Source organism: Streptomyces sp. NPDC001270 (genome assembly GCF_042896695.1).
GTDB lineage: Bacteria > Actinomycetota > Actinomycetes > Streptomycetales > Streptomycetaceae > Streptomyces.
This window is the reverse complement of record NZ_JBIAXM010000003.1, coordinates 193,904-220,254: the sequence shown is the minus strand read 5'-3', so window position 1 is coordinate 220,254 and position 26,351 is coordinate 193,904. Positions and strand designations below refer to the sequence as shown.

The following is a 26,351-nucleotide window of genomic DNA, read 5'->3' as shown; positions in this document are numbered from 1 at the left end:
ATTTGATCCCCGGACGGAACCTCCGGTGCGACTGCCGGATGAACACGTGTGTCGCCCACTCGTCCAGTCGTCGCGCCGTGTCGGCCCGGCAGCCGTTCGTCCGTCACCCCCGCGCGGTCGTCGAGCCGTCGGGGCCCGTCGGCGGCCCCTCGTGCTCCTCGGCGATGGAGAACCGTGCCGCCCCGAGCGCCGTCGCGGGATCCCGCGACGCGTCCCCCGCCGGAATCCAGTGACCGTCCTTGCGGAAGGGCCACCAGCGGCCGTCCCGTCCCCACCGCAGTTGGACGCCCTCACCTCGCACCGTCCACCGGTTGCCCGTCCGATCGAACACCGGCCGGTCGTCCTCGTCCCAGGCGGTATCCAGAACGGCACACGCGCGTGCCAGGGCGGCTCCCTCCACCGGCCACTCCTCGTCGAGCACGGACAGCGCCTCCACGCCGCCGAGACGCCAGGCGCGCACGGCCGTCGCCAGTCCTTCCCGACCGCGCCCCGACCCGTCCGCCAGCCGCTGGGCCACGGCCCCCGCAGGAGCTCCGGTGGCGAGCCGCACGACGTCCTGCCCGAGTGTCGGCTCCGGTTCGTCCCGCTCCCCTTCCGGTCCGTGGAGTGCCATGGTGAGCAGGTGGTACGCCTCCACGGAGGTCCGCGCGGCGAGGTAGCCGAGGGAAGCCGGGTCGATCCCGGGCGCGGGCGCCGCCTCGGCGTCGAAGGACGGCGGCCGGCCGGGCGCGTCCGGAAGGACGGGCGGAGCGGGCAGGGGAGGCAGGATGTCACCGGCCGCCCAGACTTCCGCCGCGTCCACCCCTTCCGGCGCCTCTTCCGTCGCCTCGGGCACCGCGGTACGCAGGTGCAGGGCGTCCAGGAGGGCCTGCCTGTCCCGCCCCCGCAACAGCAGCAGCACGAAGGGATCCTCGTCCAGCAGTCGTGCCACCTGGTGGCACAGCGCCGCGGTGTGCCCGCAGTGGTCCCAGGCTCCGCAGTCGCACTCCGGCTCCAGGTCGCCCAGCCCGGGCAGCAGTTCGATGCCCGCGGCCGCCGAGTCCTCGACCAGGTGCGGTGGCATCTCGCGGTCGAGCAGCGCCGCCAGGTGCCCGGCGCGCTCGACGGCCAGGTCGAGGAACCGGACCCACTGTTCGTCCGACAGCTCCGGCAGCAGGACGTCCGCACGGTGCGCCGCCCGGCCGGGGTCGCGGACGACGGCCGTGACCCGGCCGGGCCGCACCGAGACCGCGCCCACCGCTCCCGAGCGCGCGAGCCGGCGTCCCGCCTTCACCTGCGCCCCGTCCAGGGCCGTGTCCTCCAGGGCACGCAGCCATGCCCGGCCCCACCACGTCTGCGCGAAGCCCCGCCCGCGCGCGGGCGGCAGAGCGGGGAACGTCCTCTCCGCCTGCTCCTCGTACCGGGTCATCGCGCCTCACCGCGCAGTTCCACCAGGTCGGCCAGCTCCCCGTCGGTCAGTTCCGTGAAGGCCGCCTCAGCGGAACCGAGGACGGCGTCGGCCAGCTCCCGTTTGCGGCCGAGCAGCTCGGCGATACGGTCCTCGACGGTTCCCTCGGCGATCAGCCGGTGCACCTGTACGGGCCGGGTCTGCCCGATGCGGTACGCCCGGTCGGTGGCCTGCGCCTCCACCGCGGGGTTCCACCAGCGGTCGTAGTGCACGACGTGCTCGGCCCGGGTCAGGTTCAGCCCCGTCCCGGCAGCCCTCAAGGAGAGCAGGAAGACGGGCACCTCGCCCGCCTGGAAGCGCCGCACCAGCGTCTCGCGCTCGGCCACGGGCGTACCGCCGTGCAGCAACTGCGTGGGCACTCCACGGGCCGCGAGATGCCGTTCCAGGAGGCGCGCCATCCGCACGTACTGCGTGAAGACGAGAACGCCCGCCCCCTCGGAGAGGATCGTGCCGAGGAGTTCGTCCAGCGACTCCAGCTTGCCCGACCGTCCCGCGATCCGCGGATCGTCCTCCTTGAGGAACTGCGCCGGGTGATTGCAGATCTGCTTCAGTCCGGTCAACAGCTTCACGATCAGTCCCCGGCGGGCCATGCCGCCGGTCCCCGGGATCGCGTCCAGCGTCTCCCGGACCAGGGCCTCGTACAGGGCCGCCTGTTCCCCGGTCAGCGGCACGGCGTGATCGGTCTCGGTCTTCGGCGGCAGCTCGGGCGCGATGCCCGGATCCGATTTGCGGCGGCGCAGCAGGAACGGCCCCACCAGCCGGGCGAGCCGCTGCGCGGCGGCGGGGTCACGGGCGCCCTCGACCGCCTGGGCGAACCGGGCGCGGAACGCGCCGTGGGGCCCGAGCAGCCCCGGGGTCGTCCAGTCGAGGATCGCCCACAGTTCCGAGAGGTTGTTCTCCACGGGGGTGCCGGTGAGCGCCACGCGCGCGCGTGCCTCGACGGAGCGCAGGGCCCGCGCGGTTGCCGAGTACGGGTTCTTCACGTGCTGGGCTTCGTCGGCGACGACCATCCCCCAGGGAACCCCGGCGAGCCGTTCCGCGTGCAGGCGGAGCGTGCCGTAGGTCGTGAGGACGAATTCCCCGTCTGCCGGGGAGTCCAGGCTGCGCCGCGGGCCGTGGAAGCGGCGCACCGGTGTGCCGGGCGCGAACCTCTCGATCTCGCGCTGCCAGTTGCCCAGCAGGGACGTCGGACAGACCACGAGCGTGGGACCCGCCGCGGCGGCGTCCGCCTGGCGGTGCAGATGCAGGGCGATCAGCGTGACCGTCTTGCCGAGCCCCATGTCGTCCGCCAGGCAGCAGCCGAGCCCCAGGGACGTCATCCGGGCCAGCCAGCTGAAACCACGCACCTGGTAGTCGCGCAGGGTGGCGGCGAGCGCCGCGGGCGGGCCGACCGGCTGCTGACCCTCGGGGGCCATGAGCCGCTTCCGCAGCTCCGCCAGCCACCCGGTGGGACGTACGTCGACCCTGCGGCCGTCGACCTCCGTGGAGCCGGTCAGCGCGGCGCCGAGCGCCTCGACGGGCGTGACGGCGCGGTCCTGCCGCGCGCGGGCGTGACGCGCCTCCTGAGGGTCGATCAGCACCCACTGGTCGCGCAGCCGCACGAGGGGGCGTCCGGCCTCCGCCATCCGGTCCAGCTCCGCACGGGAGAGTTCCCGGTCGTCCAGCGTGAACCGCCAGGTGAACGCGAGCCGTGCGTCGGCCGAGAGGAACGACGGCACCCGCGTGCGTTCCGCGGCCCGCGCGCCCCCGTCGTCCGGCGGGCCGATGTCCACTCCGGCGGACAGGTCCCGGGACAGTTCCTTGGGCCAGTGCACTTCGACGCCCGCCGCGGACAGCGCCCGGGCGCCCGCTCCGAGGAGTTCGGCGACCTCCTCGTCAGCGAGTTCGACGTGGTCCGGTACGGTCGCCGAGAGCAGGGCCGTGAGCGGTGGCCAGGCGCGGGCGGCGCGCCGCAGGGCCAGCAGTGCGTCCAGCCGCGCGCGGGGCCGAAGGACGTGACCACCGGGCCGCCGGACCACACTTCGGCCGCGTCCGCGACCGACGCCGGTCCGCCGGTGGCGTGCACCTGGAGCACGGCGCGGAACCGTGGCGCGGCGGCGTCGTGGAGCGCGTCGTCGAGGCCCTGAACCTCGATCCGTAGCGAGAGCCGTACGCCGGCGTCGTGGCCCGCGGCCACGTCGTCCGCCCACGCCCGCTGCCGGGGCAGGTGCTGCGGCTGTGCCGCCGCGTACGCCGGACCGCCGGTGACCAGCGGCGCGGCGGGGGAGCGGGGGAGCGTGTCGGCGATCGCATCCAGGAAGGAGCGCAGCAGCAGTTCCGGATCGGGCAGCCTGGGCGGCCCCGCGTCGCTCACCGGAACGGCATGTGCCTCGGGCGGCATCGAGGCCGCCAGCTCGCGGACGAGTTCCGCGTCCCCTGTGGACAGGGGGCCGATCCGCCAGGCGTCGTGATCGGCGGGGGAGAGCCCGGGCAGCAGCAGCCCGCGGGCCAGGAAGTGCAGGGCCAGTACTGCTGCCGAACCCCAGAACGCGGTGGCCCGGTCCGCGAGCGTGTCGGTACGCGCGCGGGTGAGGACCGGAAGGGCGGCGCGTACCGGCAGCAGCACCGCCGGTACCCGTACCCGCTCGATCCCGTGCTCGCCGGGCACGGCCACGCCCAGGTCCGTGACGGCACCGGAGCCGGCGGTGGCGGGCGGGGGGCCGTCCGGCCGCCAGAAGGCGATGTGGCCGGCTCGTGCGGGATCGGCCGGCAGGAACACGGCACAGCAGTGGGTCAGTTCGGACGATTCGGAGGATGGCACCGCGGTGATGCTCTGCACGGCTCGGCCCGACTCCTCAAATTTGACTACTGGTGGGAGAGGCTGCCGAAGGTACCTCACGGCCGCGGCCGACCCCGAACGGCTACGCTGTGACCTGAGTCACTTCACTTGGTGTTCGACAGGCGGCAGGGAAGTCCGGCCTCAGGGATGCGTAGGGGACGCGTATCAGGGACGTCTCAGGGTCGCGGTCCGGAACCGTGGGAAGCACGGGCCCGTTTTCACAACAGAGAGCGGCAGTGGCCGCGAAGGAGGCGACGCACATGTCGAAGAACGCGAAGATCGCCGCAGGGGGTGTGGCGGTCGGGCTCATCCTGCTGATATGGCTGCCTTGGTGGGTGGCGTTCCTGATCGTGGTGGGGGTTCCGGCCGCCGCGTATCTGACGCTGGACCCTTCGCAGCGGCGCAGGCTGCGCCGAGTGGCCCGAAAGGAAATCGGGCGCTGAGAGACCGGCGCTGCGGCGCGCCGCCCTGCGGTACCGTGCGGCCCCTTCGGTGCGCGGCAGCCGATTCCATCGCCGCCCCCGGATCTGCCGATGGCATGGTCAGGGGGCGGTGACGCGATGCCGTCGTCGCCTCGATCCGGGCGTTTCCGATTGCTCTGGCACGGGTCTGGCCTCGCCGGCATGAGGGGGCGACCGCCGCGTTCATCGTGCCCGCACAAGTGCTCCCGGCGCCTGTGACGGCTGCCGCGTCGGGCTGATCCCGTCGGGCTGCTCGCGTCGGCGGTCTTCCTGGCCGGGTGCCATGGCAGGGCTGAACGGTCGCTCCGGCCGCATAATCGCGGCTTCGCGCGATGTACCGCCCGGCCATCGGTTCCGTGCGTGTGCACCGCCCCCAACGCCGCCCGAGGGGCCTGGAGGCGGACCGGACGGATACAGGCGGCAGGGCCCGCACCACGCCAGGGGCGCGGGCCCGGGGCAGTCAACTGGGGCGTACGGCCAACTTGTCCAGGGCTTCCAGAAGGCCGGGCAACTCCGGGCCGCGGCCCACCGGCAGTACCTCACCGGGCTCGTCGTCCAGCAGGACGAAGGCGATGTCGTCGGTGCGGGCCACCAGCGACCAGCCAGGGCCGTCGGCGCGGAGCGTCCGGGCGTTACCCGGGGCGAAGGCCGAGCGGATCCGGCCGAGGGGCGGTGGCGCGTCCACGTAGGCCCGGGCCTCGGCCAATACGCGCCGGATGCCGCGGTGGCCCGTAGCCGGTTCCGGTGCCCCGTCCGAGGCTGCTTCCGAGGTCGTTCCGGGGGCGCGCTGTGGAGCCGGTGCGGGCGCGGGGAGGTCGGCCTCGTCGATCTGCTCACGCCAGACCGCCCACTGCAACGCGATCTCGTCGGCGCCCAGCCGCCGCTGGGCCGGGCCCCAGGTACTGGTGTCCGGCGGAGTCAACGGCGGGCCGTCCACCACGTCAGGACCCGGGTCGTGCGGTGCCGGCACCCCGGGCGCGGCTACCGCGACCGCGAGCGGCCAGCCCGGCAGAGCCGCGACGACCGTGCGCTCGTCCGGCGACAGGTCGTGCTCCATGCCGCAGTCCCAGGACGCGATCGCTACGGCTACCAGCGAGACGTCGTCGATGACGACCGTCCAGCGGGCGCCCGCACCGTCCTGGCCGAGCACCAGACCGTACCCGTCGGCCAGCGGCGCGAGGCCGAGCGCCGCGCACGCCGCCGGATAGTCATCGCCCAGCACGCTCGGAAATTGCGCGGGCGTCAGCAGTACTGCCGTGAGCACGTACAGCGCATCGTCCGCGGCGGCGACGACCTCCTCGTCCGTCCCGGCCATCCCAGCCTCCCCAGTGGTTCGTCCAACGGCGCGCACCATAGTGTGACCGGAAGCCAGTTGTCACGACTCACTTTCACACCCGGAGCTGCAGTTTTCCGCCTGAAGCGGGCGAAACGACCGCGGAGCGGCGGTGGACACGCGCTCAGGCCGCCGGCAGACCCAGGAGGTCACGAGCCACTGTGCGCGGCGATTCGTCACGCTCCCGGGCCAGCGCGATGACGGCCCGACAGGCCAGTTCGCTCACCCCGAACGACAACGCCTCCGGCGACACCCAGGCCACAGTCTCGTCGATCTGGTCCTGGTCGTCCTCCGCGCGGGCCGCCACATAGGCGGCCGCAGCTTCGAACAAGTTGTGGGCGCGTCGTTCACGAAGTCCGGCGTTCTCCGCGTGGGCGGAACCGCCGAATCCGGCGACGTACGCGCGGATCCTGTCGAACATGCGGACCACCTTCCTCCTGTGTCGAGTCTTTTTCCGTCCTATGCCTGTTCTCCTCAACGTAAGGTCACGGCCGTGGTGACAGAAGAGGGCAGATCGGCGGCGGAAGAAGGCACCTGGGCGGTGGAGGGGAGCAGACGGGGAGGACGGGGGCGCGGCTGAGGCGGACGGGGCGCCGAGAAAGGGCGGGCTCACGCCTGGCGGGGTGCCCCGGACCGTGCTCAGCCTTCCCGGACCGCCAGGGCGAGAAACCGGGCGTCCTCATCGACGTACGAGGTCATACGCCACCCCGACCCCGCCAGCAGCGGCCGCAGGTTGGCTTCGGCGCGCAGGTCGTCCGGCGTGATCCGCCGCCCCTGGCGGGCCGCGAGCGCCGCGCGGCCGATCGGATGGAACAGGGCCAGCGTGCCGCCCGGCCGCACCACACGAGCCAACTCCCGCAGATCCTCAGTGGGATGGGGCAGATGCGCGATCAGCCCGGCGGCGAACACGGCGTCGAGGGCCGCCGTACGCAGCGGTAGTGCGATCACGTCGGCGAGCAGCAGCCGCCCGTCCCGCTCCCGACCGGCACGGACCACCTCATGGAGCATCGCCGGAGTCAGGTCGACGCCCACGACCACTCCCGACGTGCCCACGGCCGCGCGCAGCGGCGGCAGGGCGCGGCCAGTACCGCACCCCGCGTCGAGCACGCGGTCCCCGGGTCGCAGCCCGAGAGCGGCGACGGCGGCGGCGTAGGCCGGGCCGTCGTCCGGGAACCGCCGGTCCCAGTCGGCCGCGCGCGCTGTGAAGAACTCCTGCACATGTGTGTGGTCGTCGCTCATGTTCCGCATGATCCCGCACCGGCACGAAAGGTGCCTCCGCGCCCGTGTCCGAGCGTGAAGCGATCGGGCCGGCACATTTTCCGCGTCAGTTACCGACACCTTTCGACAAAGGTCCCCTTCGCCTGTCCGCTTCCGGCTGGTGTCCGGGTCCTGGCACACCTGGATCACACCGCATCTGGCCGGCCGCCCGCGGGCTGTCATGGGCGGTGGCACGTGTCGGCCCGGGGCCAGGGCTGGAGCTGGGGCGGGGCCGCACCATCCGCGCACGGCGCCTCCCGCCGGTCGCGCCAACTGGTTCGCCAGCACAGCTTTCACCGATCCCTGGGTCCCCGCCTCCGGCCGTCACACCGCCGGGCCGGGCGTCGCGATACGCCCCACCTCGGCCCGGCGGCGCTGCACTGAAACGCCGTCAGTCCGCCAGATCCCGAACCGCCACCACCTTGTCCACGGCGACACGGACCAACAGTTCACCCGGTACCCCGTTGCGCGCGCCGAACTCCTCCGCGCGCTCCTCGCCCATGTACCTGGCCCCGATCCTGGTCGCCCAGTGCCGGACCTCGTCGAGATCCTCCGACAGCCGGGCCTGCCCGTTCAGCACGACGAAGTGGAACGGCGGCCGGTCGTCGTCCACGCATAGCGCGACCCGCCCGTCACGGGCCAGATTGCGCCCCTTCACCGTCTCCTTTCCCGTGTTGAAGACCACGTCGTCCCCGTCCAGCAGGAACCAGATCGGGGCGACGTGCGGGCTCCCGTCGGCCCGTACGGTGGACAGCTTTCCGGTGCGGGTGCCCTCAGAGACGAACGCCCGCCATTCCTCATCGGTCATCTTCTGTGCCATGCCTCCCATCCTCCTTGCCGGGACGACGGTCGTGGGTAAGGCTGGCTGAGGGATCCTCCGGCCAGAGGGCGACATCACACGGGGAGACGGCACATGGCGCAGAACCAGCGGCTCGGTTGGTTGCTCGACGACCTGACCGAACGCGTGGAACACGTACGGCACGCACTGGTGCTGTCGAACGACGGGCTGGTGACGGGGGCGAGCACCGGCCTGCGCCGCGAGGACGCCGAGCACCTCGCCGCGATAGCCTCCGGGCTGCACAGCCTGGCCAAGGGCTCGGGCCGCCACTTCGGCGCGGGCAGAGTACGCCAGACCATGATCGAATACGACGACGCCGTGCTGTTCGTGAGCGCCGCGGGATCCGGCAGCTGTCTGTGCGTGCTCAGCGGCGCCGAAGTGGACATCGGGCAGATCGCCTACGAGATGACACTGCTCGTCAACCGGGTCGGTGAGCACCTCGGCGTGGACGCCCGGCAACCCGAGCGCGGACCTGCCTCGGATCAGTGACGGAACACCTGGCAGATCTCTGGGCGATCCCAGGCGGATCTCTGACGAAAAGATCTTTGATCGCGCCTGTCTGACCTGCACGTTTCTCCTGCCCGATGGAGTTGTCCACAGGCTCGCCACGACATCCGTGCGAGCGGCTAACGTCATGTGTCACGGCGAACGCACACAGCGTGAGCACTGACTCCACGGGGGAGTAGCACCATGCCGGGCAGCACTGTCACACCACCTCGCCGTCTCACCTGCGCCCCGAGCCGCGCGGCACGCGAACTCGGACTCAAGCGCGGTGAGTTCGATCTCGCCGTGCATCTGGGGCGGATCCGGACCGTGCCGGACGAGGACGGCGGAGGCCGCCGGGTCGCACGGGCGGAGATCGATCGCTTGTGCTCGGCCGAGAATTTCCCCGAAACACTCCAGGGGGACGTCGCGACCGTGGGCACCGCGGCGGGCGCGGCCCTCCTGCGTGTGCCGACCGGCAGGTTCACCCGACTCGCGCGCCTCGGCCTGGTGGCGCCCGTGAAGCTCTACGTCAATCGTTATCGTGCGGTGGTCTGGCTCTATCTGGCCGCCGAACTACGACAGTTCGGGGCCGACGGCAAGCGCGCCGACCTGCTGACGGGCCGTATGCCCGAGGAACTGCGCGGCCGGCTCGGGGCCGGCCTCGACCTCCGCCCCCGCAACTGGCGCGGACGTCACCTGGGATTCCTGCTGCGGCAGACCGACGACCCATGGGAACGCGCCGGGGCCGTGGCCGCCTTCCTCGAGCCCGCCCACGTCGCGGACGTCGTCCCGGACGCCCACGAGCGCGCCCATCTCAACCGTTTCCGGCCAGGGCCGCCCGTCCACGGCCGGCCGGGATCGCCCTCCGCACACCTTGCGGAGAAGATCATGACAGCGGACCAGCAGGACGAGATCGGCTGGCTGAGGAGCGAGCTGGCGCGCGTGGTGGACGAAGCACGCGCGCAGCGGTCCGCACCGCGTTCCGTGGCGCCCGTTGTCCAGCCCCCGCCGCGGCCGGCCCCGGTGACCGCTCACAGCAAGGCAGCCACCCCCCGCTGCGGCCCGCCCGCGGCCAGGGCACCCGAGCGGCCCCGCGGACTGCTCGACCGGCTGCGCGGCGGAAGCACCCGGCGCGCGAGAGCGCGAGCCCTTCGGCTAGAGGGCCCTGAACAGGCCCTCCTGGACGACCGACACGAGCAGGCGCCCCTCTCTGTCGTAGATACGACCGCGGGCCAGCCCGCGGCCACCGGTCGCGACCGGTGACTCCTGGTCGTACAGCAACCACTCGTCCGCGCGGAACGGGCGGTGGAACCACATGGCGTGGTCGAGGGACGCCAGGTCGAAGATCCGCCGTCCCCACAGCGGTTCGACGGGGATGCGCACCGCGTCGAGGAGGGTCATGTCGCTCGCGTAGGTGAGCGCGCAGGTGTGCACCAGCGGATCGTCGCCCAGCGGACCCACGGCCCGCATCCACACCGCGCTGCGCGGCTCCGCGTCCTTGACGTCCTCGGCGTTCCACCGCAGCCGGTCGACGTAACGGATGTCGAAGGGCTGACGGCGCGCCATCCGCTCCAGCTGATCCGGCAGGGCCCCGAGGTGCTCGCGGATCTCGTCGGCGATCGTCGGCAGGGTTTCCGGATCCGGTACCTCCCGGGCCGGCGGCAGCTGGTGCTCGAACGGTCCTTCCTCGGGTTTGTGAAAGGAGGCGGTCAGATTGAAGATCGTGCGGCCCTGCTGCACAGCCGTGACCCGCCGGGTGGTGAACGACCGCCCGTCGCGGATGCGCTCCACCTGGTACACGATCGGCACGCCCGGCCTGCCCGGACGGAGGAAGTACGCGTGCAGCGAGTGCACCGGGCGCTCGTTGTCCGTGGTGCGCCCTGCGGCGACCAGCGCCTGGCCCGCGACCTGGCCGCCGAAGACCCGTTGCAGGGATTCCTGCGGGCTACGGCCACGGAAGATGTTGACCTCGATCTGCTCCAGGTCGAGCAGGTCGACAAGCCTTTCGGCAGGGTTCGTCATGGGCGTGATTCTCCAGTGTTCACAGCTGGCCGACGGAGGTGACCCGGACGACCGCACGGCCTTCGGCGTCGGACGCGGTGAGGTCGACCTCCGCGCTGATGCCCCAGTCGTGATCGTCGTTCGGATCGTCGAAGATCTGACGGACACGCCACAGACCGTTGCGCGGCTCCTCCTCGATCACGAGCAGCTTGGGCCCGCGTGCGTCGGGGCCCGTACCCAGGTCCTCGTACTCGTCCCAGTACTTGTCCATCGCCTCGCCCCAGGCATCCGCGTCCCAGCCGGCCTCGGCGTCCATCTCGCCGAGTTCGTCGACCTGGTCGAGGGCGGCGAGTTCGACCCGGCGGAACATCGCGTTGCGGACCAGGACCCGGAAGGCGCGTGCGTTGGCGGTGACGGGTTTCACCTCGTCGGCCCGTTCCTGGGCCTCCTCGGCCGTCATCTCCTCCGGATTGGCCAACTGCTCCCACTCGTCCAGCAGACTGGAGTCGACCTGGCGCACCATCTCGCCGAGCCAGGCGATCAGATCCTGGAGGTCCTCGGACTTCAGGTCGTCGGGGACGGTGTGCTCCAGGGCCTTGTAGGCGCCGGCCAGGTAGCGCAGCACGATGCCCTCGGTGCGCGCGAGTTCGTAGAACGACACCAACTCGGTGAAGGACAAGGCCCGTTCGTACATGTCGCGGACGACGGACTTCGGCGACAAGAGATGGTCGCCGACCCAGGGATGGCTCTTGCGGTAGGTGTTGTACGCGTGGAAGAGGAGTTCCTCCAGGGGCTTCGGGTACGTGACGTCCTGGAGGCGCTCCATGCGCTCCTCGTACTCGACGCCGTCCGCCTTCATCGCGGCGACCGCCTCGCCACGCGCCTTGTTCTGTTGCGCGACCAGGATCTGCCGCGGGTCGTCAAGGGTGGACTCCACGACGGAGACCATGTCCAGCGCGTACGACGGCGACTCCGGGTCCAGCAGTTCGAACGCGGCGAGCGCGAACGTGGACAGCGGCTGGTTGAGGGCGAAGTCCTGCTGGAGGTCGACCGTGAGCCGGACGATACGACCCTCGGCATCCGGTTTGTCGAGCTTCTCGACGATGCCGCCGTCCAGCAGCGAGCGGTAGATGGCGATCGCCCGGCGGATGTGCCGCAGCTGCTGCCTGCGTGGCTCGTGGTTGTCCTCCAGCAGTCGGCGCATCGCCTCGAACGCATTGCCGGGACGGGCGATCACCGACAGCAGCATGGTGTGCGTCACCCGGAAACGGGAGGTCAGAGGCTCCGGCTCGGAGGCGATGAGCTTGTCGAAGGTGTTCTCGGTCCAGCCGACGAAACCCTCCGGCGCCTTCTTGCGGACCACCTTGCGGCGCTTCTTCGGGTCGTCACCCGCCTTGGCGAGGGCCTTCTCGTTCTCGATGACGTGCTCCGGAGCCTGCGCCACGACCAGACCGGCGGTGTCGAATCCGGCCCGGCCGGCCCGGCCCGCGATCTGGTGGAACTCACGGGCGCGCAGGGTACGGACGCGGTTGCCGTCGTACTTGGTCAGCGCCGTGAACAACACGGTCCGGATGGGCACGTTGACGCCCACGCCGAGTGTGTCCGTGCCACAGATGACCTTCAGCAGGCCGGCCTGGGCGAGCTTCTCCACCAGCCGCCGGTACTTGGGCAGCATGCCTGCGTGGTGCACACCGATGCCGTGACGGACGTAACGGGAGAGGTTGCGGCCGAATTTGGTGGTGAAGCGGAAACTGCCGATCAACTCGGCGATCTGCTCCTTCTCCTCGCGCGAGCACATGTTGATGCTCATCAGCGCCTGTGCCCGCTCCACGGCCTGCGCCTGCGTGAAGTGGACGATGTAGACCGGGGCCTGCCTGGTTTCGAGGAGGTCGGTGAGGGTCTCCGTGAGCGGGGTGAACCGGTACTCGTAGGAGAGGGGCACCGGACGGGTCGCCGAGCGGACGACCGAGGTGGGCCGGCCGGTGCGTCGGGTGAGGTCCTGCTCGAAGAAGGACACGTCGCCGAGCGTGGCCGACATGAGGATGAACTGGGCCTGGGGCAGTTCCAGCAGCGGGATCTGCCAGGCCCAGCCGCGGTCGCCCTCCGCGTAGAAGTGGAACTCGTCCATGACGACCTGGCCGACGTCCGCGTCCTTGCCGTCACGCAGTGCGATGGAGGCCAGCACCTCGGCCGTGCAGCAGATCACGGGGGCATCGGCGTTGACGGAGGCGTCACCGGTCAGCATGCCGACGTTCTCGGTGCCGAACATCTTGCACAGCTCGAAGAATTTCTCCGAGACGAGCGCCTTGATCGGGGCGGTGTAGAAGGTGACCTCGTCCCGGGCCAGCGCGGCGAAGTGGGCGCCCGCGGCGATCATGCTCTTGCCGGACCCGGTGGGCGTCGACACGATCACGTTCGCGCCGGAGACCACCTCGATCAGCGCCTCCTCCTGATGGGCGTAGAGCGTGAGACCGCGATCCCGCGCCCACGACTCGAAGGCTTCGTAGAGGGCGTCGGGGTCGGCGGTCGGCGGCAGCTGATCGATGAGGGTCACGCACCCATCTTGCCTGGCGACCCGGCCGATACGGGAATCGGCTGCGAGTACGAAGATCGCTACCGCTACGCTGTGTCGCCGACGGAGCGTCAATGCACCAGGTCAACTGGACAGTGGTACAAGAGGAATGGGGCGGGCAACGGCGATGATGGGACCAGCACACTCACTGTCGGGGGCCGCGGCCTGGCTCGGCGTCGGGGCGGCCGCCGCCGCGGCCGGGCATCCGATGCCCTGGCCGGTCCTCCTTGTGGGCGCCCTGATCAGCGCCGGTGCGGCGCTCGCTCCGGACCTCGATCACAAGGCGGCCACCATCTCGCGCGCCTTCGGGCCCGTGTCGCGAGGGCTGTGCGAGATCGTGGACAAGCTCTCCTACGCCGTCTACAAGGGCACCCGGATGAGGGGCGACACACGCCGCACCGGTGGGCACCGGACGCTGACGCACACCTGGCTGTGGGCGGTACTGATCGGCGCGGGTGCCTCGGCCCTGGCGATCACTGGCGGCCGGTGGGCGGTGCTGGCGATCCTCTTCGTCCACATGGTGCTGGCGATCGAGGGACTGCTGTGGCGGGCGGCCCGCGGGTCCAGCAGCGACATCCTGGTGTGGTTGCTGGCCGCGACCAGCGCGTGGATCCTTGCCGGCGTTCTGGACAAACCAGGCAATGGTTCCGACTGGCTGTTCACCGATCCCGGCCAGGAGTACCTGTGGCTGGGGCTGCCCATCGTGCTGGGGGCGCTGGTGCACGACATCGGGGACGCGCTGACCGTCTCCGGCTGCCCGATCCTGTGGCCGATCCCGGTCGGCCGCAAGCGTTGGTACCCCTTGGGTCCGCCCAAGGCCATGCGGTTCCGGGCGGGCAGCTGGGTCGAGCTGAAGGTGCTGATGCCGGTGTTCATGCTACTCGGCGGAGTGGGCTGCGCGGCGGCGCTCAATGTGATCTGAGCGGTGTCCGCGATCGGTGCCGGGGCCCAGGCGCCGATCCGGGCCGGGGCCAGGGTGGAGATCGGGGCCGAGGACCGGGTCGGTGTCCGGGCCGCGGTCCGGGAGGAGTTTCGAGCCGTGGTCGAAGCGGAGGACCGGGCGCCTGGGCACGGGGACGGGCGCGTCCGTGGTGCCTGCGGCCCGGTCGGCCGGGTGCTCCGGAGGCGGGTGCTCCAGGGTCAGGCGGCCCCGCCGCTCCCGGCGGAGTCCCGCCCCGCCCCGCCGTACCGGCGCTCGAAGCGTGCGACACGGCCCTCCGAGTCGACCGTGCGGGCCTTGCCCGTGTAGAAGGGGTGGCTCTCCGAGGAGATCTCGACGTCCACCACCGGGTACGTCTCGCCGTCGTCCCAGTCGATGGTCTGGTCGCTGGTGGCGGTGGACCGGGTGAGGAAGGCGTAGCCGGCGGAGCGGTCGCGGAAGACCACGGGGTGGTAGTCGGGGTGCTTGTCCTGCTGCATGGCGGCTCCTCGCGCGGGACGGTCGGCGGGTGGGTGCGGCCGGGCTCAGGTGGAGAAGGAGTCCTCGTCCACGACGTGCATCGCGGCCTCCTCGGCGGAGGCGCCCGCCCCGTCGATGCCCACGTCGGTGGCGACGAGTGCGCTTTCATCGTCCTCGTGGGCACCCTCGTCGGGTGCGACGAGGCGGCCGGAGCGGAGGTCGCCGACCTCGTTGTCGAGCAGTTCGCCGTCGGTGCCCTGGCAGTCGCCGATGCCGTCACCGTCGGGTACGGCGAGATCGGGCTGCTCCTCGGCCAGACGCTGGTCCAGCGTCTCGCCCTCGTGGCCCTCGGCCGCCGTCACACCGGAGTGTTCCACCGCCCACGGCCGCTCGGGGGGAGACCAGCCTCGGTCGAGTGGATCTTCGACACCGTCGTCGACCAGTGTGTCCTCGGCGTCGAGCAGCCCCGAGTCCTCCTGGATCTCGGATCCATCCGGCTGGTAGACGTCGTCCCCCCATCCGTCGGAGCTGTTCACGGGTACCTCCAGGTGGTGGGGACGGCCCGTTCCCGCCATGGTCGGTGGTGGACCACCGGCACGTGGGGCACAGGTCTCACCCGGCTCGAACCCGACGGTTCCCGGGCATCCCCCGAACCGGTGCCGTTCTCCAGCCTTTCACTCCGCTTCGGGACCGCGCAACGCCACGGCTCCCGTCCGGCGTCCGCGCCCGCCGCCCCACCTGCCCCGCGGCCCGCTCCCCCGAGCAGCGTGACCGCCGGCGGAGGGGCGCCTCGCCCCACCGCCTGCCCCGCTCGCCACCCCTCGATGCCATGGGTGCCAGGGCACCCGGTGGTGCGCCGATCATCTGGACGAGCCGAGGCGGTGGCCTGCTCGTACACGCCGGGGTCCGTGGTGCCGCCTCCACCACTCGTGCCGTTCGCGGTGTCCCGCTCACCCGTGCCAGGACCGCCACAGCGCCGCGTACGCCCCGTCGGCCGCGACCAGCTCGTCGTGACTGCCCAGCTCGCTGATGCGGCCGTTCTCGACGACGGCGATGACGTCGGCGTCGTGCGCGGTGTGCAGCCGGTGGGCGATGGCGACCACGGTGCGGCCGTCCAGGACACGGGCCAGGGAGCGTTCGAGGTGACGGGCCGCCCGGGGGTCGAGGAGCGAGGTCGCCTCGTCCAGGACCAGGGTGTGCGGGTCGGCCAGCACCAGTCGGGCCAGGGCGATCTGCTGGGCCTGTGCCGGGGTGAGCGCCAGACCGCCCGAGCCGACCTCGGCGTCCAGCCCGTCCTCCAGGTCCCGCGCCCAGCCGTCCGCGTCGACCGCGCCCAGTGCCGCCCACAGCTCCGCGTCCGCGGCGTCGGTGCGGGCGAGCAGCAGGTTGTCGCGCAGGGTGCCCACGAACACGTGGTGCTCCTGATTGACGAGGGCGACGTGGGAGCGGACGCGTTCGGCGGTCATCCGGGACAGCTCGGCGCCGCCCAGGGTGATCCGGCCGTTGCGGGGCCCGTAGATGCCCGCGAGCAGTCTGCCCAGGGTGGACTTGCCCGCACCCGAGGGACCGACCAGGGCGAGCCGGGTGCCGGGCGCGACCGAGAGCGACACCTCGCGCAGGACGTCGACACCCTCGCGGTAGCCGAAGTGCACCTGGTCCGCGTGTACGTCCCGGCCTTCGGGGGCCAGCTCGGCGTCCCCGGCTTCCGGCTCGATCTCCCGCACCCCGACCAGGCGCGCCAGCGACACCTGGGCGACCTGCACCTCGTCGTACCAGCGCAGGATCAGGTTGACCGGATCGACGAGCATCTGCGCGATGAGCGCACCCGTGGTCAGCTGGCCCACTCCGATCCAGCCCCGCAGGACGAAGACCCCGCCGGCCATCAGGACCGAGCCGAGCACCACCACGTGGGTGAGGCTGATGACCGGAAAGAGCACGGAGCGCAGCCAGAGGGTGTACCGCTCCCACGCGGTCCATTCCTTGATCCGGCGTTCCGACAGGGCGATGCGCCGGGCGCCCAGACGGTGGGCCTCGACGGTGCGGCCGGCGTCGACGGTCTCGGCGAGCGCGGCGGCCACGGCGGCGTATCCGGCGGCCTCCGAGCGGTAGCCGGACGGGGCCCGTTTGAAGTACCAGCGGCAGCCGATCACCAGCAGCGGCACGGCGAGCAGGACGGCCGCAGCCAGCGGCGGCGCCGTGACGACGAGTCCGGCGAGCAGCAGCGCCACCCAGACGACGCCGATCGACAGCTGCGGCACGGCCTCGCGCATGGCATTGGCCAGCCGGTCGATGTCCGTGGTGATGCGGGAGAGCAGGTCGCCGGTGCCGGCGCGTTCCAGGACGCCGGGCGGCAGCCCGACCGAACGGACGAGGAAGTCCTCGCGCAGGTCGGCCAGCATCCGCTCACCGAGCACCGCGCCGCGCAGCCGCACCTCGCGCACGAACACGGCCTGTACGGCGAGCGCGAGCACGAACAGCCCGGCGGTCAGGCCCAGATGCAGTTCCCGTGCCCCGTCGGACACCCGCTGCACGAGTCCGCCGAGGAGGTACGGGCCCGCCATGGAGGAGACCACGGCCATCGTGTTGACGGCCATGAGGAGCAGGAAGGCGCGGCGGTGCCGCCGGAACAGTTCGGCCACGTAGGCGCGCACGGTCCTCGCGGTGCCGACGGGCAGGGTGGTGGCGGTCGTCGGGGCCGCCGGGTCGTACGCCGGTGGCGCAACGCCGATCATGCGCTCTCCTCGATCTCTTCAAGGACGCCCGGCAGGGCGGCTTCGTCGTCCAGCGGATCCCGCGGGTCGTCCCGGTCGTCCCGGTCGTCTCGGTCGTCCCGAGCCCCGAGCGCCACCGGCTCGTCCTCCGTCTCGCGGGTCACGACGGCCCGGTACCGAGGCTCCGTGCGCAGCAGATCGCGGTGCGCGCCGACGGCCGTCAGCTCGCCGCCGTGCACCAGCGCGACCCGGTCCGCGCGGTCCAGGAGGAGCGGCGACGAGGTGAACACCACCGTCGTACGTCCCGTCCGCAGCTTCCGCACGCCCTCCGCGATCCGCGCCTCGGTGTGCGAGTCGACGGCGGAGGTCGGCTCGTCCAGGACGAGCACCTCGGGGTCGGTGATCAGCGACCGGGCCAGCGCGAGCCGCTGGCGCTGGCCGCCGGACAGCGACCGTCCCCGTTCCGTGATCCGGGCGTCCATGGGATCCCGCGTGTCCGCGGACCCCTCGACGAGGGTTTCCAGTACGTCGCCGCACTGCGCGGCCGCCAGCGCGTCCTTGGCGCGGACGCCGGCGGACGCGGGTACGTCGAGGAGGTCGCGGAGCGTGCCGGACAGCAGGACCGGATCCTTGTCCTGGACCAGGACGGCGGTGCGGGCGCTGTCGAGGGGGAGTTCGTCGAGCGGTACGCCGCCGAGCAGTACCGAGGGGCCCGGTTCGGCCGGATGGCCGCCCAGCCGTTCGGCGAGCCGTCCCGCCGCGTCCGGGTCGCCGCACACCACGGCGGTGAGCAGGCCGGCCGGCGCGAGCAGGCCGGTGGCCGGGTCGTACAGATCACCGCTGGGCACCTCGGCCGCGCGTGATCCGCCGGCGTCCGTATGCCGCTCCAGGGACAGCACGCGGGAGGCCCGCTCGGCCGACGGGCGGGAGAAGGAGTACGCCATGGCGATCTCCTGGAAGTGCTGCAGCGGGTAGGCGAGGATCATCACCGCGCTGTAGACGGTGACCAGTTCGCCGACGTCGATGCGGCCCTGGCGGGCGAGGCCGATGCCGTGCCAGACGACCGCGACCAGCAGCAGGCCCGGCAGCAGCACCTGGAGTGCCGCGATCAGGGACCACATCCGGGCGCTGCGTACGGCGGCGTGCCGTACGTCCTGCGAGGCGCGCCGGTAGCGGTCGAGGAACAGTTCCTCGCCGCCGATGCCGCGCAGCACCCGCAGTCCTGCGACGGTGTCCGAGGCCAGTTCCGTCGCCCGACCCGCCTTCTCGCGTTGGAGATCGGCGCGCCGGGTGGCCCGGGGCAGCAGCGGCAGGACCGCGAGGGCCAGCAAGGGCAGGCCGACCGCCACGAGGACGCCGAGAGCGGGCTGGTAGACGAGCAGGCCCACGCAGACCAGGACGACCGTCAGGGCGGCTGCGGTGAAGCGGGAGACGGCTTCGACGAACCAGCCGATCTTCTCGACATCGCCGGTCGAGACGGCCACCACCTCACCGGCCGCGACCCGCCGGGTCAGCCCCGAACCCAGCAGGGCGGCCTTGCGGGCGAGCAGTTGCTGGACGCGGGCGGCGGCGGTGATCCAGTTGGTGACGGCGGCGCGGTGCAGGAAGGTGTCACCCACCGCGACGCCGATCCCGCAGACCGCCATCAGCAGGCCGGCCAGGGCGAGCCGGGTGCCCGAGCGGTCGACGACGGCCTGGACGGCGAGGCCCACGCAGAACGGCAACGACGAGACGGAGGTGAAATGGAGCAGGCCCCAGGCCAGCGCCTTCAGCTGGCCACCCAGTTGATTGCGCCCCAGCCACCACAGGAATCGGGGGCCCGAGCGTGCGTCCGGCACACCCGGGTCGGGATACGGAAGGTCTTGGATCTGCATGAGGTCCCAGTGGTTCGTGTCAGGGCGGAATCGGACGGGGGTGAGGACAGGAGCGGCGGCAGCAAACCGTGCAAGGCTCGCGTCGGTGCACGGCGAAAATCAAGGGGTTTTTCCACGGTGGCGCGGGAAACGGACAAGCCTGTCGGTGGAAGGGACCGCGCGGCCTCGTCCGGCTGGACGCGGCATTGCCGAGACGGCCGACCGCCCCGTAGAACACCGGCCATGAGAAGACGCATAGTCATGTGCATGCTCGCAGGGGTGGTCCTCCTGGCGAGCGTCCTCCTCGGCTCCCCGGTGGCCTCGGCCCGGATCCTCCCGGCTCGGGCACACATCCCGGCCCAGCCCCGGGTGCCCGCCCCGGCCGAGGCTCCGGCCGACGTCCCGGCCGAGTTCGGCACCGACTGGCACGACCCGGTGACCGCCGCGCCCCCGGTCGCCGTTCCGGATGCCAGATCCTGCCGGGTCACGCTCGCGGAGGTCCAGTTCCGCGACTTCACGCCGTACCGGGGCGCGTACACGCCACCGCGCGGTTGCGGTGACCGCTGGAGCAAGGTCGTGCTGCGCCTCGACGGCAAGGTGCGGGGGCGTCAGTACGACCGGCTGGGCTATCTGCACGTCGGCGGGGTCGAGATCCTGCGCACTTCCACGCCGGAGCCCTCGCCGGACGGTATCGAGTGGTCCATGGAGAAGGACGTGACCCGCTACAGCGACACCTTCAGCGATCCCCAGGACGTCGAGATGCTCATCGGGAACGTCGTGGACGACACTTACACCGGTGTCATCGACGTCAAGGTCACCCTGACCTTCTACGCGGGCAGGGCCGCGGCCACACCGGACCGGGTCCTCACCCTCACCGACACCGACACCGGCCAGGGCACCACCCTCACCACTCCGCGCAACAGCGAGCGCATCCTCGCCGAGGTGTATGCCACCGGATCCGGGGGCGGTTGCGAGGAGTTCTGGTACCTGACCGTGGCCGACCCCGCTCCGTACTCCTGCAAGGCCGACCGGGGCCCCTACCGTGAGGTGCAGATCAAGGTCGACGGCCAACTGGCGGGGATCGCAGCGCCGTTCCCGAACGTATGGACCGGTGGCTGGTCCAACCCCTTCCTCTGGTACGTGATTCCGGGCCCACGCGCCTTCGACGTGCGGCCGGTCGAGTACGACCTGACCCCGTTCGCCGGGTTGCTCAACGACGGCCGTCCGCACCGGGTCGAGATATCCGTGGACGGTGTCCCCGAAGGGCAGTCCGGCTGGAGCGCGCCGGTGAACGTCCTCGTCTGGCAGGACCCGCACCGCACCCGGGTCACCGGCGGACTCACCACGCACCGGGTGACCGACCTCGTCAACTCCTCCACGTACACGCCCGGTTCCGTGGAGCACCGGGTGGACACCCGGGCCGGTCACCGGTTGGCCGTCGCGGGGTACCTGGACACCTCGCACGGCCGGGTGACGACCACCGTCAGCCGTACCCTGGCGAACACCTCCGCGCACCGCTGGACCGACGGTGAGACGACGGACGGGCTCGACGCCACCTGGACGGACAGGGAGTCCGTCACCGTCGGCGCCGACGGGGTGGCCCGGACCACGCGTACGGACCGGACGTACACGATGGACGGCGCGACGACCATCGGAGCGGACGACCGGCTGCGCACGGTTCTCACCCTCGGCGACCGGGCGTCGGTGGAGGCCGGCCTGGGCGGTCGGCGCCTCTCGTGGTCGCGGTTCGACGACACCTACTCCGGCGACGCGACCTACACCCTGAACGTGCCCCGTGACCAGCGGCACGCGGTCGGTACGACGAGCGAACGCTACCGGCTGTCCGGCTCGCACGGCTGCTACGACCGCTCGCTGACGACAGTCCAAGGGGTGCTCACCGAGGACGGCAGCCGTTGCTGAGCCACAGCCGTTGCTGAGCGACGGCTGCTGGTGGGTGACGGCCGTTGCCGAGTGACAGACACTGGTGAGTGACGGCTGCTGGTGAATGACGGCCGTACTGGAGTGACGGCCGCTGCCGCGGGGGCGGTGCGCAGGGGGCGACGCGGCCACCGTCCCGTACCGGCCCGTCATCCCCGGCAGGCGGCCACCGTCCCGGACGGGCGGGCCGCCTCCGACCGGCCCCGCGGCCGCGCCCGGTTGCCGCACGTCCTTGCCGGACGGGCCCGGCACCGACCCGAGGGTTCAGCAGCGCTGGGCGACTGCGCCGTCGAGGAGGGTGTCGAGCAGTCCGCCGAGCAGGTCGCGCTGCTCGGCGGAGAGCGGGGCCAGGATCTCCTCCGCCGCCGACCGGCGTGCGGCGCGCAGTTCCCCGAGCGTCGCGCGCCCGTCGTCGGTCAGCTCGATCCGGGTCACCCGGCGGTTCGTCGGATCCGGTGCCCGGCGCACCATGCCGTTCGCCTCCAACCCGTCGACCAGTGTCGTCACCGCGCGCGGCACCACCTCCAGGCGCTCGGCGAGGTCCGCCATGCGCGGCGGTGAGGCGTAGTGCGCAAGGGTGCGCAGCAGCCGGGACTGGGCCGGGGTGACGCCCAGGTCACGGCGCTCCAGATGGTGCTTCTGGATGCGGTGGACCCGGCGGGTGAGGCGCAGCAGCTGCTCGGCGAGCCGGCCCTCGGGGTCGGGGGTGGTCATGCGGGAACAATATCAGGAGTCCGTTCATTGTGAGTATAGGTAACAATGAGCTAAGATCCTCCAGTCGTCGCCGGCCGCTCCTCGGGCCGGCACCCTCACCTCCGTAGGAGCCCATGCAACCCGACCGCACCCCCTCCTGGACACCGCCTGCCGACGCGAAGGACCGGCCTCGGCAGGTGCGCCGCATCCTGGCGCTCTTCCGCCCCTACCGCGGGCGGCTCGCGATCGTCGGCCTGCTGGTCGGCGCCTCGTCGCTGGTGTCCGTCGCCACGCCGTTCCTGCTGAAGGAGACCCTTGACGTCGCGATTCCGCAGGGCCGTACCGGTCTGCTGAGCCTGCTCGCGCTCGGTATGATCCTCAGCGCCGTCCTCAACAGCGTCTTCGGTGTGCTGCAGACACTGATCTCGACGACCGTCGGTCAGCGCGTCATGCACGATCTGCGCACCGCCGTCTACGGCGGTCTCCAGCGCATGTCGCTCGCCTTCTTCACCCGCACCCGCACCGGCGAGGTGCAGTCCCGCATCGCCAACGACATCGGCGGCATGCAGGCCACCGTCACCTCCACCGCGACCTCCCTGGTGTCCAATCTGACCGGGGTGGTCGCCACGATCGTCGCGATGGCCGCCCTCGACTGGCGGCTGACCACCGTCTCGCTGGTCCTGCTCCCGGTGTTCGTGTGGATCGGCCGCCGCGTCGGCAACGAACGCAAGCGGATCACCACCCAGCGCCAGAAGCAGATGGCCGCCATGGCCGCCACCGTCACCGAGTCGCTGTCCGTCAGCGGCATCCTGCTGGGCCGCACGATGGGCCGCGCCGACTCCCTCACCCGGTCCTTCGCCGGTGAGTCCGAGCAACTCGTCGACCTGGAGGTGCGGTCCAGCATGGCCGGACGCTGGCGCATGGCCGTGATCACCATCGTCATGGCCGCGATGCCGGCCGTCATCTACTGGGCCGCGGGGATGACGCTCCAACTGGGCGGACCCCAGGTCTCCATCGGCACCATCGTCGCCTTCGTCTCGCTCCAGCAGGGCCTCTTCCGGCCGGCCGTGAGCCTGCTGGCGACCGGTGTCCAGATCCAGACCTCGCTCGCCCTCTTCCAGCGCATCTTCGAATACCTCGACCTGCCGATCGACATCACCGAGCGGGACCGGCCCGTCCACCTCGACCAGGTCAAGGGCGAGGTGCGGTTCGAGGAGGTCGAGTTCCGCTACGAGGCCAAGGACGGCCCCGTGCTGGACGGCATCGACGTCACCGTCCCCGCCGGCGGCAGCCTGGCGATCGTCGGCCCGACCGGCGCCGGCAAGTCCACGCTCGGCTATCTGGTGCCGCGGCTCTACGACGTCACCGGGGGCCGGGTCACCCTGGACGGCGTCGACGTGCGCGACCTCGACTTCGACACGCTCGCCCGGGCGGTCGGCGTCGTCTCGCAGGAGACGTACCTCTTCCACGCCTCGGTCGCCGGCAACCTCCGCTTCGCCAAGCCGGACGCCACCGACGAGGAGTTGTACACGGCGGCCAAGGCGGCCCAGATCCACGACCACATCGCGGCGCTGCCCGACGGATACGACACGGTCGTCGGCGAACGCGGCCACCGTTTCTCCGGCGGGGAGAAGCAGCGGCTGGCCATCGCCCGCACCATCCTGCGCGACCCGCCGGTCCTCATCCTCGACGAGGCGACCAGCGCGCTGGACACCCGCACCGAACACGCCGTCCAGGAGGCCATCGACGCCCTGTCCGCCAACCGGACGACCCTCACCATCGCGCACCGCCTCTCCACCGTCCGGGGAGCCGACCAGATCGTGGTCCTGGATTCCGGGCGCGTGGCCGAACGCGGTACGCACGAGGAACTGCTGGCGCTCGGCGGGCGCTACGCGGCCCTGGTCCGCCGGGATGCGCAACTGGAACCGACAAGCTGAAGATATGCCAGGTTTGCGGGTGTATGCGGGTTAACGTGCCCGCATGCAGATGAACACTCCGTCACGGAGCACGATTCGACTGACGCGCCGGGGCAAGCTCGTCCTTGTCGTGACCGGCGCCGTCGTGGCCGGCACCGCCGTGGCGGTGCCGCTGCTGACCCTGGGCGACGAGCCGTCCAAGCCCGTGAGCCTGGTGATCCCGGAGGGCTGGCGAGCGAGCCAGGTCTACGAAGCCGTCGACAAGGTGCTCGCCCTGCCCGTCGGCTCCACCGCCAAGACCATCGGCAAGGCCGGTCTCAAACTGCCGCACGACGCCGAGGGCAACCCGGAGGGCTATCTCTTCCCGGCCACGTATTCCGTCGTGAAGGGCGCCACCCCCGAGTCACTGCTCCAGACGATGGTCGACGCCGCGAACGACAAGTTCAACGGCGCCCCCGCCGCGGCCGGTCCGCAGCGCAACGCGATGAACGTCTACCAGGCGGTCACCATCGCGAGCATCGTCCAGGCCGAGGCATCCACCAGGAACGACATGGGGAAGGTCGCCCGGGTCGTGCTCAACCGGCTGGCGCGCGGCATGCCGCTCCAGATGGACTCCACCATCAACTACGCGCTGCGCCGCCACACGATCCGCACCAGCTCGGACGACACCCGCATCGACAGCCCCTACAACTCCTACCAGCGCATGGGCCTGCCGCCCACGCCGATCGACAACCCGGGCGAGACGGCGATGCGCGCCACGCTCACCCCGACTCCCGGCGACTGGCTGTACTTTGTCACGGTCAAGCCCGGCGACACCCGCTTCACCTCCGACTACACGGAGCACCAGCGCAACGTCGCGGAGTTCAACGCACAGCAGCACAAGAGCGGTCAGCCGCAGCAGAGCCCGAGCAGGACCGCGGCGCAGTCTCCTGCCGCGCAGTCACCGACCTGAGCAGCCGGGACGTCACGCGGCGGCAGCCTCGGTGGCCAGCAGCCGCCTGATGTCCCGTACGGCCGCGCGTCCCGCCCGGTTGGCGCCGATGGTGCTCGCCGACGGACCGTAGCCGACCAGGTGGATCCGCGAATCGGCGGCCACCCGGGTCCCCTCGACACGGATCCCGCCGCCCGGTTCGCGCAGCCGGAGCGGCGCCAGATGGTCGAGGGCGGCCCGGAATCCCGTCGCCCACAGGATGACGTCGGCGTCGACGTGCCGCCCGCCACCGTGTTCCGGTGAGTCCAGCCACTCGACGCCGTCCGGGGTGATCCGGTCGAACATCGGCTGCCGGTCCAGGACGCCGTCCCGCAGCCCCTGCCGGATGGCGTCGTTGAGCGGCAGGCCCGTGACCGAGACCACGCTGCGGGGCGGCAGCCCCTGCCGGACCCGTTCCTCGACCAGCGCGACCGCGGAGCGGCCCGCACCCTCGTCGAACGGGCCCTCCCGGAAGACCGGTGGCCGCCGGGTGACCCATGTGGTGGCGGTCGCGTACGGCGCGATCTCCAGGAGGTGCTGGGTGCCGGACGCGCCGCCGCCCACCACGACCACCCGCTGCCCGGCGAACTCCTCGGGCCCCGCGTAATGCGCGGTGTGCAACTGCCGTCCGCGGAAGGTCTCCTGTCCCGGATAGACCGGCCAGAACGGCCGGTCCCAGGTGCCGGTGGCACTGATCAGCGTCCGCGTCGACCAGGTGCCGTCCGAGGTCTCGACGAGCAGCCGGCCGTCCGCCCCCTCGCGTACCGCACGGACGTCCACGGGCCGCCGTACCCGCAGACCGAACGTGCGCTCGTAGCTGTCGAAGTAACCGCCGATGACCTCCGCCGACGGCCGGGCCGGATCGGCGCCGGTCAGCTCCATCCCCGGCAGCGAGTGCATCCCGTGCACCCTGCCGTACGTCAGCGACGGCCAGCGGAACTGCCAGGCGCCGCCGGGTGCGGGGGAGTGGTCCAGCACCACGAAGTCGCGGTCCGGCTCGAAGCCGGTGCGCCGCAGGTGATAGGCGCTGGACAGGCCCGCCTGTCCAGCGCCTATGACGACCGTCTCGACCTCGCGCTCGCTGTCCACGGCCGTACCAACAGCGGTGCGGGCGCGGATCTTCCCGGCGGCCGGTCGGCGGGAGGCCCCGCCGCCGGGCTCGCCGCGACGGGTCCCTGCGGGCGGCGGGCGACCCGGAGCCGGCCCATGGGTCAGGATGGGGGCATGCCAGATGCCTTCACCACCCGGGTGCTGAACGTCGCCACCGGCTCCCGGGAGCGGGTCGTCGACCTCACCGGCGACTGCGAGACCTTCCTGCGCGAGGCCGCGGCCGGCCGCGACGGCCTGCTCAACCTCTTCGTACCGCACGCCACCGCGGGGATCGCCGTCATCGAGACCGGCGCCGGCAGCGACGACGACCTGCTGGCCGCCCTGCGCACGCTGCTTCCCGCCGACGACCGCTGGCGGCACCGCCACGGCAGCCCCGGCCACGGCCGCGACCACGTCCTCCCGGCGATCGTCCCTCCCCACGCGACCCTGCCGGTGCTGGGCGGACGCCTGGAACTGGGCACGTGGCAGTCCGTGTGCCTGGTGGACACCAACCGGGACAACCCGAACCGCCAGGTGCGGCTGAGCTTCTTGGCCTGAGCACGGCCGGC

Annotated in this window: 21 protein-coding genes and 1 pseudogene; 8 read left to right on the top strand and 14 right to left on the bottom strand. The window is 71.8% G+C overall.

The genetic code is table 11. The features are described from left to right. Positions 1 to 103 precede the first annotated feature (103 nt). Both ACFY2B_RS07305 and ACFY2B_RS07300 read right to left on the bottom strand, forming a co-directional pair. The gene (locus tag ACFY2B_RS07305; protein ID WP_390762165.1) at positions 104 to 1,408 is read right to left on the bottom strand and encodes an SWF or SNF family helicase; all 1,305 of its coding nucleotides are present in this window, start codon (positions 1,406 to 1,408) and stop codon (positions 104 to 106) included. Then, positions 1,405 to 4,205 (bottom strand): annotated as a pseudogene (locus ACFY2B_RS07300) (DEAD/DEAH box helicase). The gene ACFY2B_RS07305 and the pseudogene ACFY2B_RS07300 overlap by 4 nt, the downstream one beginning before the upstream one ends. Before the next feature lie 320 nt (positions 4,206 to 4,525). On the opposite strand from ACFY2B_RS07300, the gene ACFY2B_RS07295 reads away from it, so the two are divergent. Beyond that, on the top strand, positions 4,526 to 4,708 hold the full coding sequence (locus tag ACFY2B_RS07295; RefSeq protein WP_061917615.1) for a hypothetical protein: 183 nt from the start codon (positions 4,526 to 4,528) through the stop codon (positions 4,706 to 4,708). Positions 4,709 to 5,186: 478 nt separating this feature from the next. Here the strand turns inward: ACFY2B_RS07295 and ACFY2B_RS07290 are convergent, their stop codons facing one another. The 4 genes from ACFY2B_RS07290 to ACFY2B_RS07275 form a co-directional block, all read right to left on the bottom strand. Next, positions 5,187 to 6,041 (bottom strand): hypothetical protein, encoded by an 855-nt coding sequence (locus ACFY2B_RS07290; RefSeq protein WP_390762164.1) that lies wholly within the window; start codon positions 6,039 to 6,041, stop codon positions 5,187 to 5,189. Positions 6,042 to 6,183: 142 nt separating this feature from the next. Beyond that, positions 6,184 to 6,480 carry a hypothetical protein gene (locus ACFY2B_RS07285; protein ID WP_390762163.1) on the bottom strand — a complete coding sequence of 99 codons (297 nt, stop codon included), beginning with the start codon at positions 6,478 to 6,480 and terminating at the stop codon, positions 6,184 to 6,186. 218 nt (positions 6,481 to 6,698) lie between these two features. Next, positions 6,699 to 7,298, bottom strand: a complete 600-nt coding sequence (locus ACFY2B_RS07280; protein WP_390762162.1) for a class I SAM-dependent methyltransferase — start codon at positions 7,296 to 7,298, stop codon at positions 6,699 to 6,701. 409 nt (positions 7,299 to 7,707) lie between these two features. Beyond that, a complete protein-coding gene (locus tag ACFY2B_RS07275; protein ID WP_390762161.1) occupies positions 7,708 to 8,136 on the bottom strand; it encodes a PPOX class F420-dependent oxidoreductase in 429 nt (142 codons plus the stop codon). 93 nt (positions 8,137 to 8,229) lie between these two features. Between ACFY2B_RS07275 and ACFY2B_RS07270 the strand changes: the two genes are divergently transcribed. Together ACFY2B_RS07270 and ACFY2B_RS07265 are read left to right on the top strand one after the other, a co-directional pair. Continuing rightward, positions 8,230 to 8,643, top strand: a complete 414-nt coding sequence (locus ACFY2B_RS07270) for a roadblock/LC7 domain-containing protein (protein WP_376527034.1) — start codon at positions 8,230 to 8,232, stop codon at positions 8,641 to 8,643. A gap of 201 nt (positions 8,644 to 8,844) precedes the next feature. After that, positions 8,845 to 9,903, top strand: coding sequence for a DUF6397 family protein (locus tag ACFY2B_RS07265; RefSeq protein WP_390762160.1), 1,059 nt, complete (start codon positions 8,845 to 8,847; stop codon positions 9,901 to 9,903). Here ACFY2B_RS07265 and ACFY2B_RS07260 read toward each other — a convergent pair. Together ACFY2B_RS07260 and ACFY2B_RS07255 are read right to left on the bottom strand one after the other, a co-directional pair. After that, on the bottom strand, positions 9,796 to 10,662 hold the full coding sequence (locus tag ACFY2B_RS07260; protein WP_390762159.1) for an acyl-CoA thioesterase: 867 nt from the start codon (positions 10,660 to 10,662) through the stop codon (positions 9,796 to 9,798). The genes ACFY2B_RS07265 and ACFY2B_RS07260 overlap by 108 nt on opposite strands. A gap of 19 nt (positions 10,663 to 10,681) precedes the next feature. Then, positions 10,682 to 13,195 carry a DEAD/DEAH box helicase gene (locus ACFY2B_RS07255; protein WP_390762158.1) on the bottom strand — a complete coding sequence of 838 codons (2,514 nt, stop codon included), beginning with the start codon at positions 13,193 to 13,195 and terminating at the stop codon, positions 10,682 to 10,684. Positions 13,196 to 13,340: 145 nt separating this feature from the next. On the opposite strand from ACFY2B_RS07255, the gene ACFY2B_RS07250 reads away from it, so the two are divergent. Further along, a complete protein-coding gene (locus ACFY2B_RS07250; RefSeq protein ID WP_390762157.1) occupies positions 13,341 to 14,135 on the top strand; it encodes a metal-dependent hydrolase in 795 nt (264 codons plus the stop codon). A gap of 218 nt (positions 14,136 to 14,353) precedes the next feature. Here ACFY2B_RS07250 and ACFY2B_RS07245 read toward each other — a convergent pair whose 3' ends face one another. From ACFY2B_RS07245 to ACFY2B_RS07230, 4 genes are all read right to left on the bottom strand, one after another. Then, positions 14,354 to 14,632: a type B 50S ribosomal protein L31 gene (locus ACFY2B_RS07245; RefSeq protein ID WP_390762156.1), complete on the bottom strand. Its 279-nt coding sequence runs from the start codon at positions 14,630 to 14,632 to the stop codon at positions 14,354 to 14,356. Positions 14,633 to 14,677: 45 nt separating this feature from the next. Continuing rightward, positions 14,678 to 15,148, bottom strand: a complete 471-nt coding sequence (locus ACFY2B_RS07240) for a DUF5709 domain-containing protein (protein WP_376527022.1) — start codon at positions 15,146 to 15,148, stop codon at positions 14,678 to 14,680. 414 nt (positions 15,149 to 15,562) lie between these two features. Continuing rightward, positions 15,563 to 17,344 (bottom strand): ABC transporter ATP-binding protein, encoded by a 1,782-nt coding sequence (locus tag ACFY2B_RS07235; RefSeq protein WP_390762155.1) that lies wholly within the window; start codon positions 17,342 to 17,344, stop codon positions 15,563 to 15,565. Then, positions 17,341 to 19,197, bottom strand: coding sequence for an ABC transporter transmembrane domain-containing protein (locus ACFY2B_RS07230; protein WP_390762154.1), 1,857 nt, complete (start codon positions 19,195 to 19,197; stop codon positions 17,341 to 17,343). The genes ACFY2B_RS07235 and ACFY2B_RS07230 overlap by 4 nt, the downstream gene beginning before the upstream one ends. Before the next feature lie 222 nt (positions 19,198 to 19,419). On the opposite strand from ACFY2B_RS07230, the gene ACFY2B_RS07225 reads away from it, so the two are divergent. Next, positions 19,420 to 21,096, top strand: coding sequence for a peptide-N4-asparagine amidase (locus tag ACFY2B_RS07225; protein WP_390762153.1), 1,677 nt, complete (start codon positions 19,420 to 19,422; stop codon positions 21,094 to 21,096). A gap of 282 nt (positions 21,097 to 21,378) precedes the next feature. Here the strand turns inward: ACFY2B_RS07225 and ACFY2B_RS07220 are convergent, their stop codons facing one another. Next, positions 21,379 to 21,828 (bottom strand): MarR family winged helix-turn-helix transcriptional regulator, encoded by a 450-nt coding sequence (locus tag ACFY2B_RS07220; protein WP_390762152.1) that lies wholly within the window; start codon positions 21,826 to 21,828, stop codon positions 21,379 to 21,381. 113 nt (positions 21,829 to 21,941) lie between these two features. Here ACFY2B_RS07220 and ACFY2B_RS07215 point away from each other — a divergent pair, with 113 nt between their 5' ends. Together ACFY2B_RS07215 and mltG are read left to right on the top strand one after the other, a co-directional pair. After that, positions 21,942 to 23,744 carry an ABC transporter ATP-binding protein gene (locus ACFY2B_RS07215; RefSeq protein ID WP_390762151.1) on the top strand — a complete coding sequence of 601 codons (1,803 nt, stop codon included), beginning with the start codon at positions 21,942 to 21,944 and terminating at the stop codon, positions 23,742 to 23,744. Between the two features lie 43 nt (positions 23,745 to 23,787). Next, positions 23,788 to 24,675: an endolytic transglycosylase MltG gene (gene mltG, locus ACFY2B_RS07210; RefSeq protein ID WP_390762150.1), complete on the top strand. Its 888-nt coding sequence runs from the start codon at positions 23,788 to 23,790 to the stop codon at positions 24,673 to 24,675. 12 nt (positions 24,676 to 24,687) lie between these two features. On the opposite strand, the gene ACFY2B_RS07205 is transcribed toward mltG, so the two are convergent. Continuing rightward, entirely contained in the window at positions 24,688 to 25,782 is a 1,095-nt protein-coding gene (locus ACFY2B_RS07205) for an NAD(P)-binding domain-containing protein (protein WP_390762149.1), read from the bottom strand. A 135-nt stretch (positions 25,783 to 25,917) separates the two neighbouring features. Here ACFY2B_RS07205 and ACFY2B_RS07200 point away from each other — a divergent pair, with 135 nt between their 5' ends. After that, entirely contained in the window at positions 25,918 to 26,340 is a 423-nt protein-coding gene (locus ACFY2B_RS07200; protein ID WP_376527006.1) for a YjbQ family protein, read from the top strand. Positions 26,341 to 26,351 lie beyond the last annotated feature (11 nt).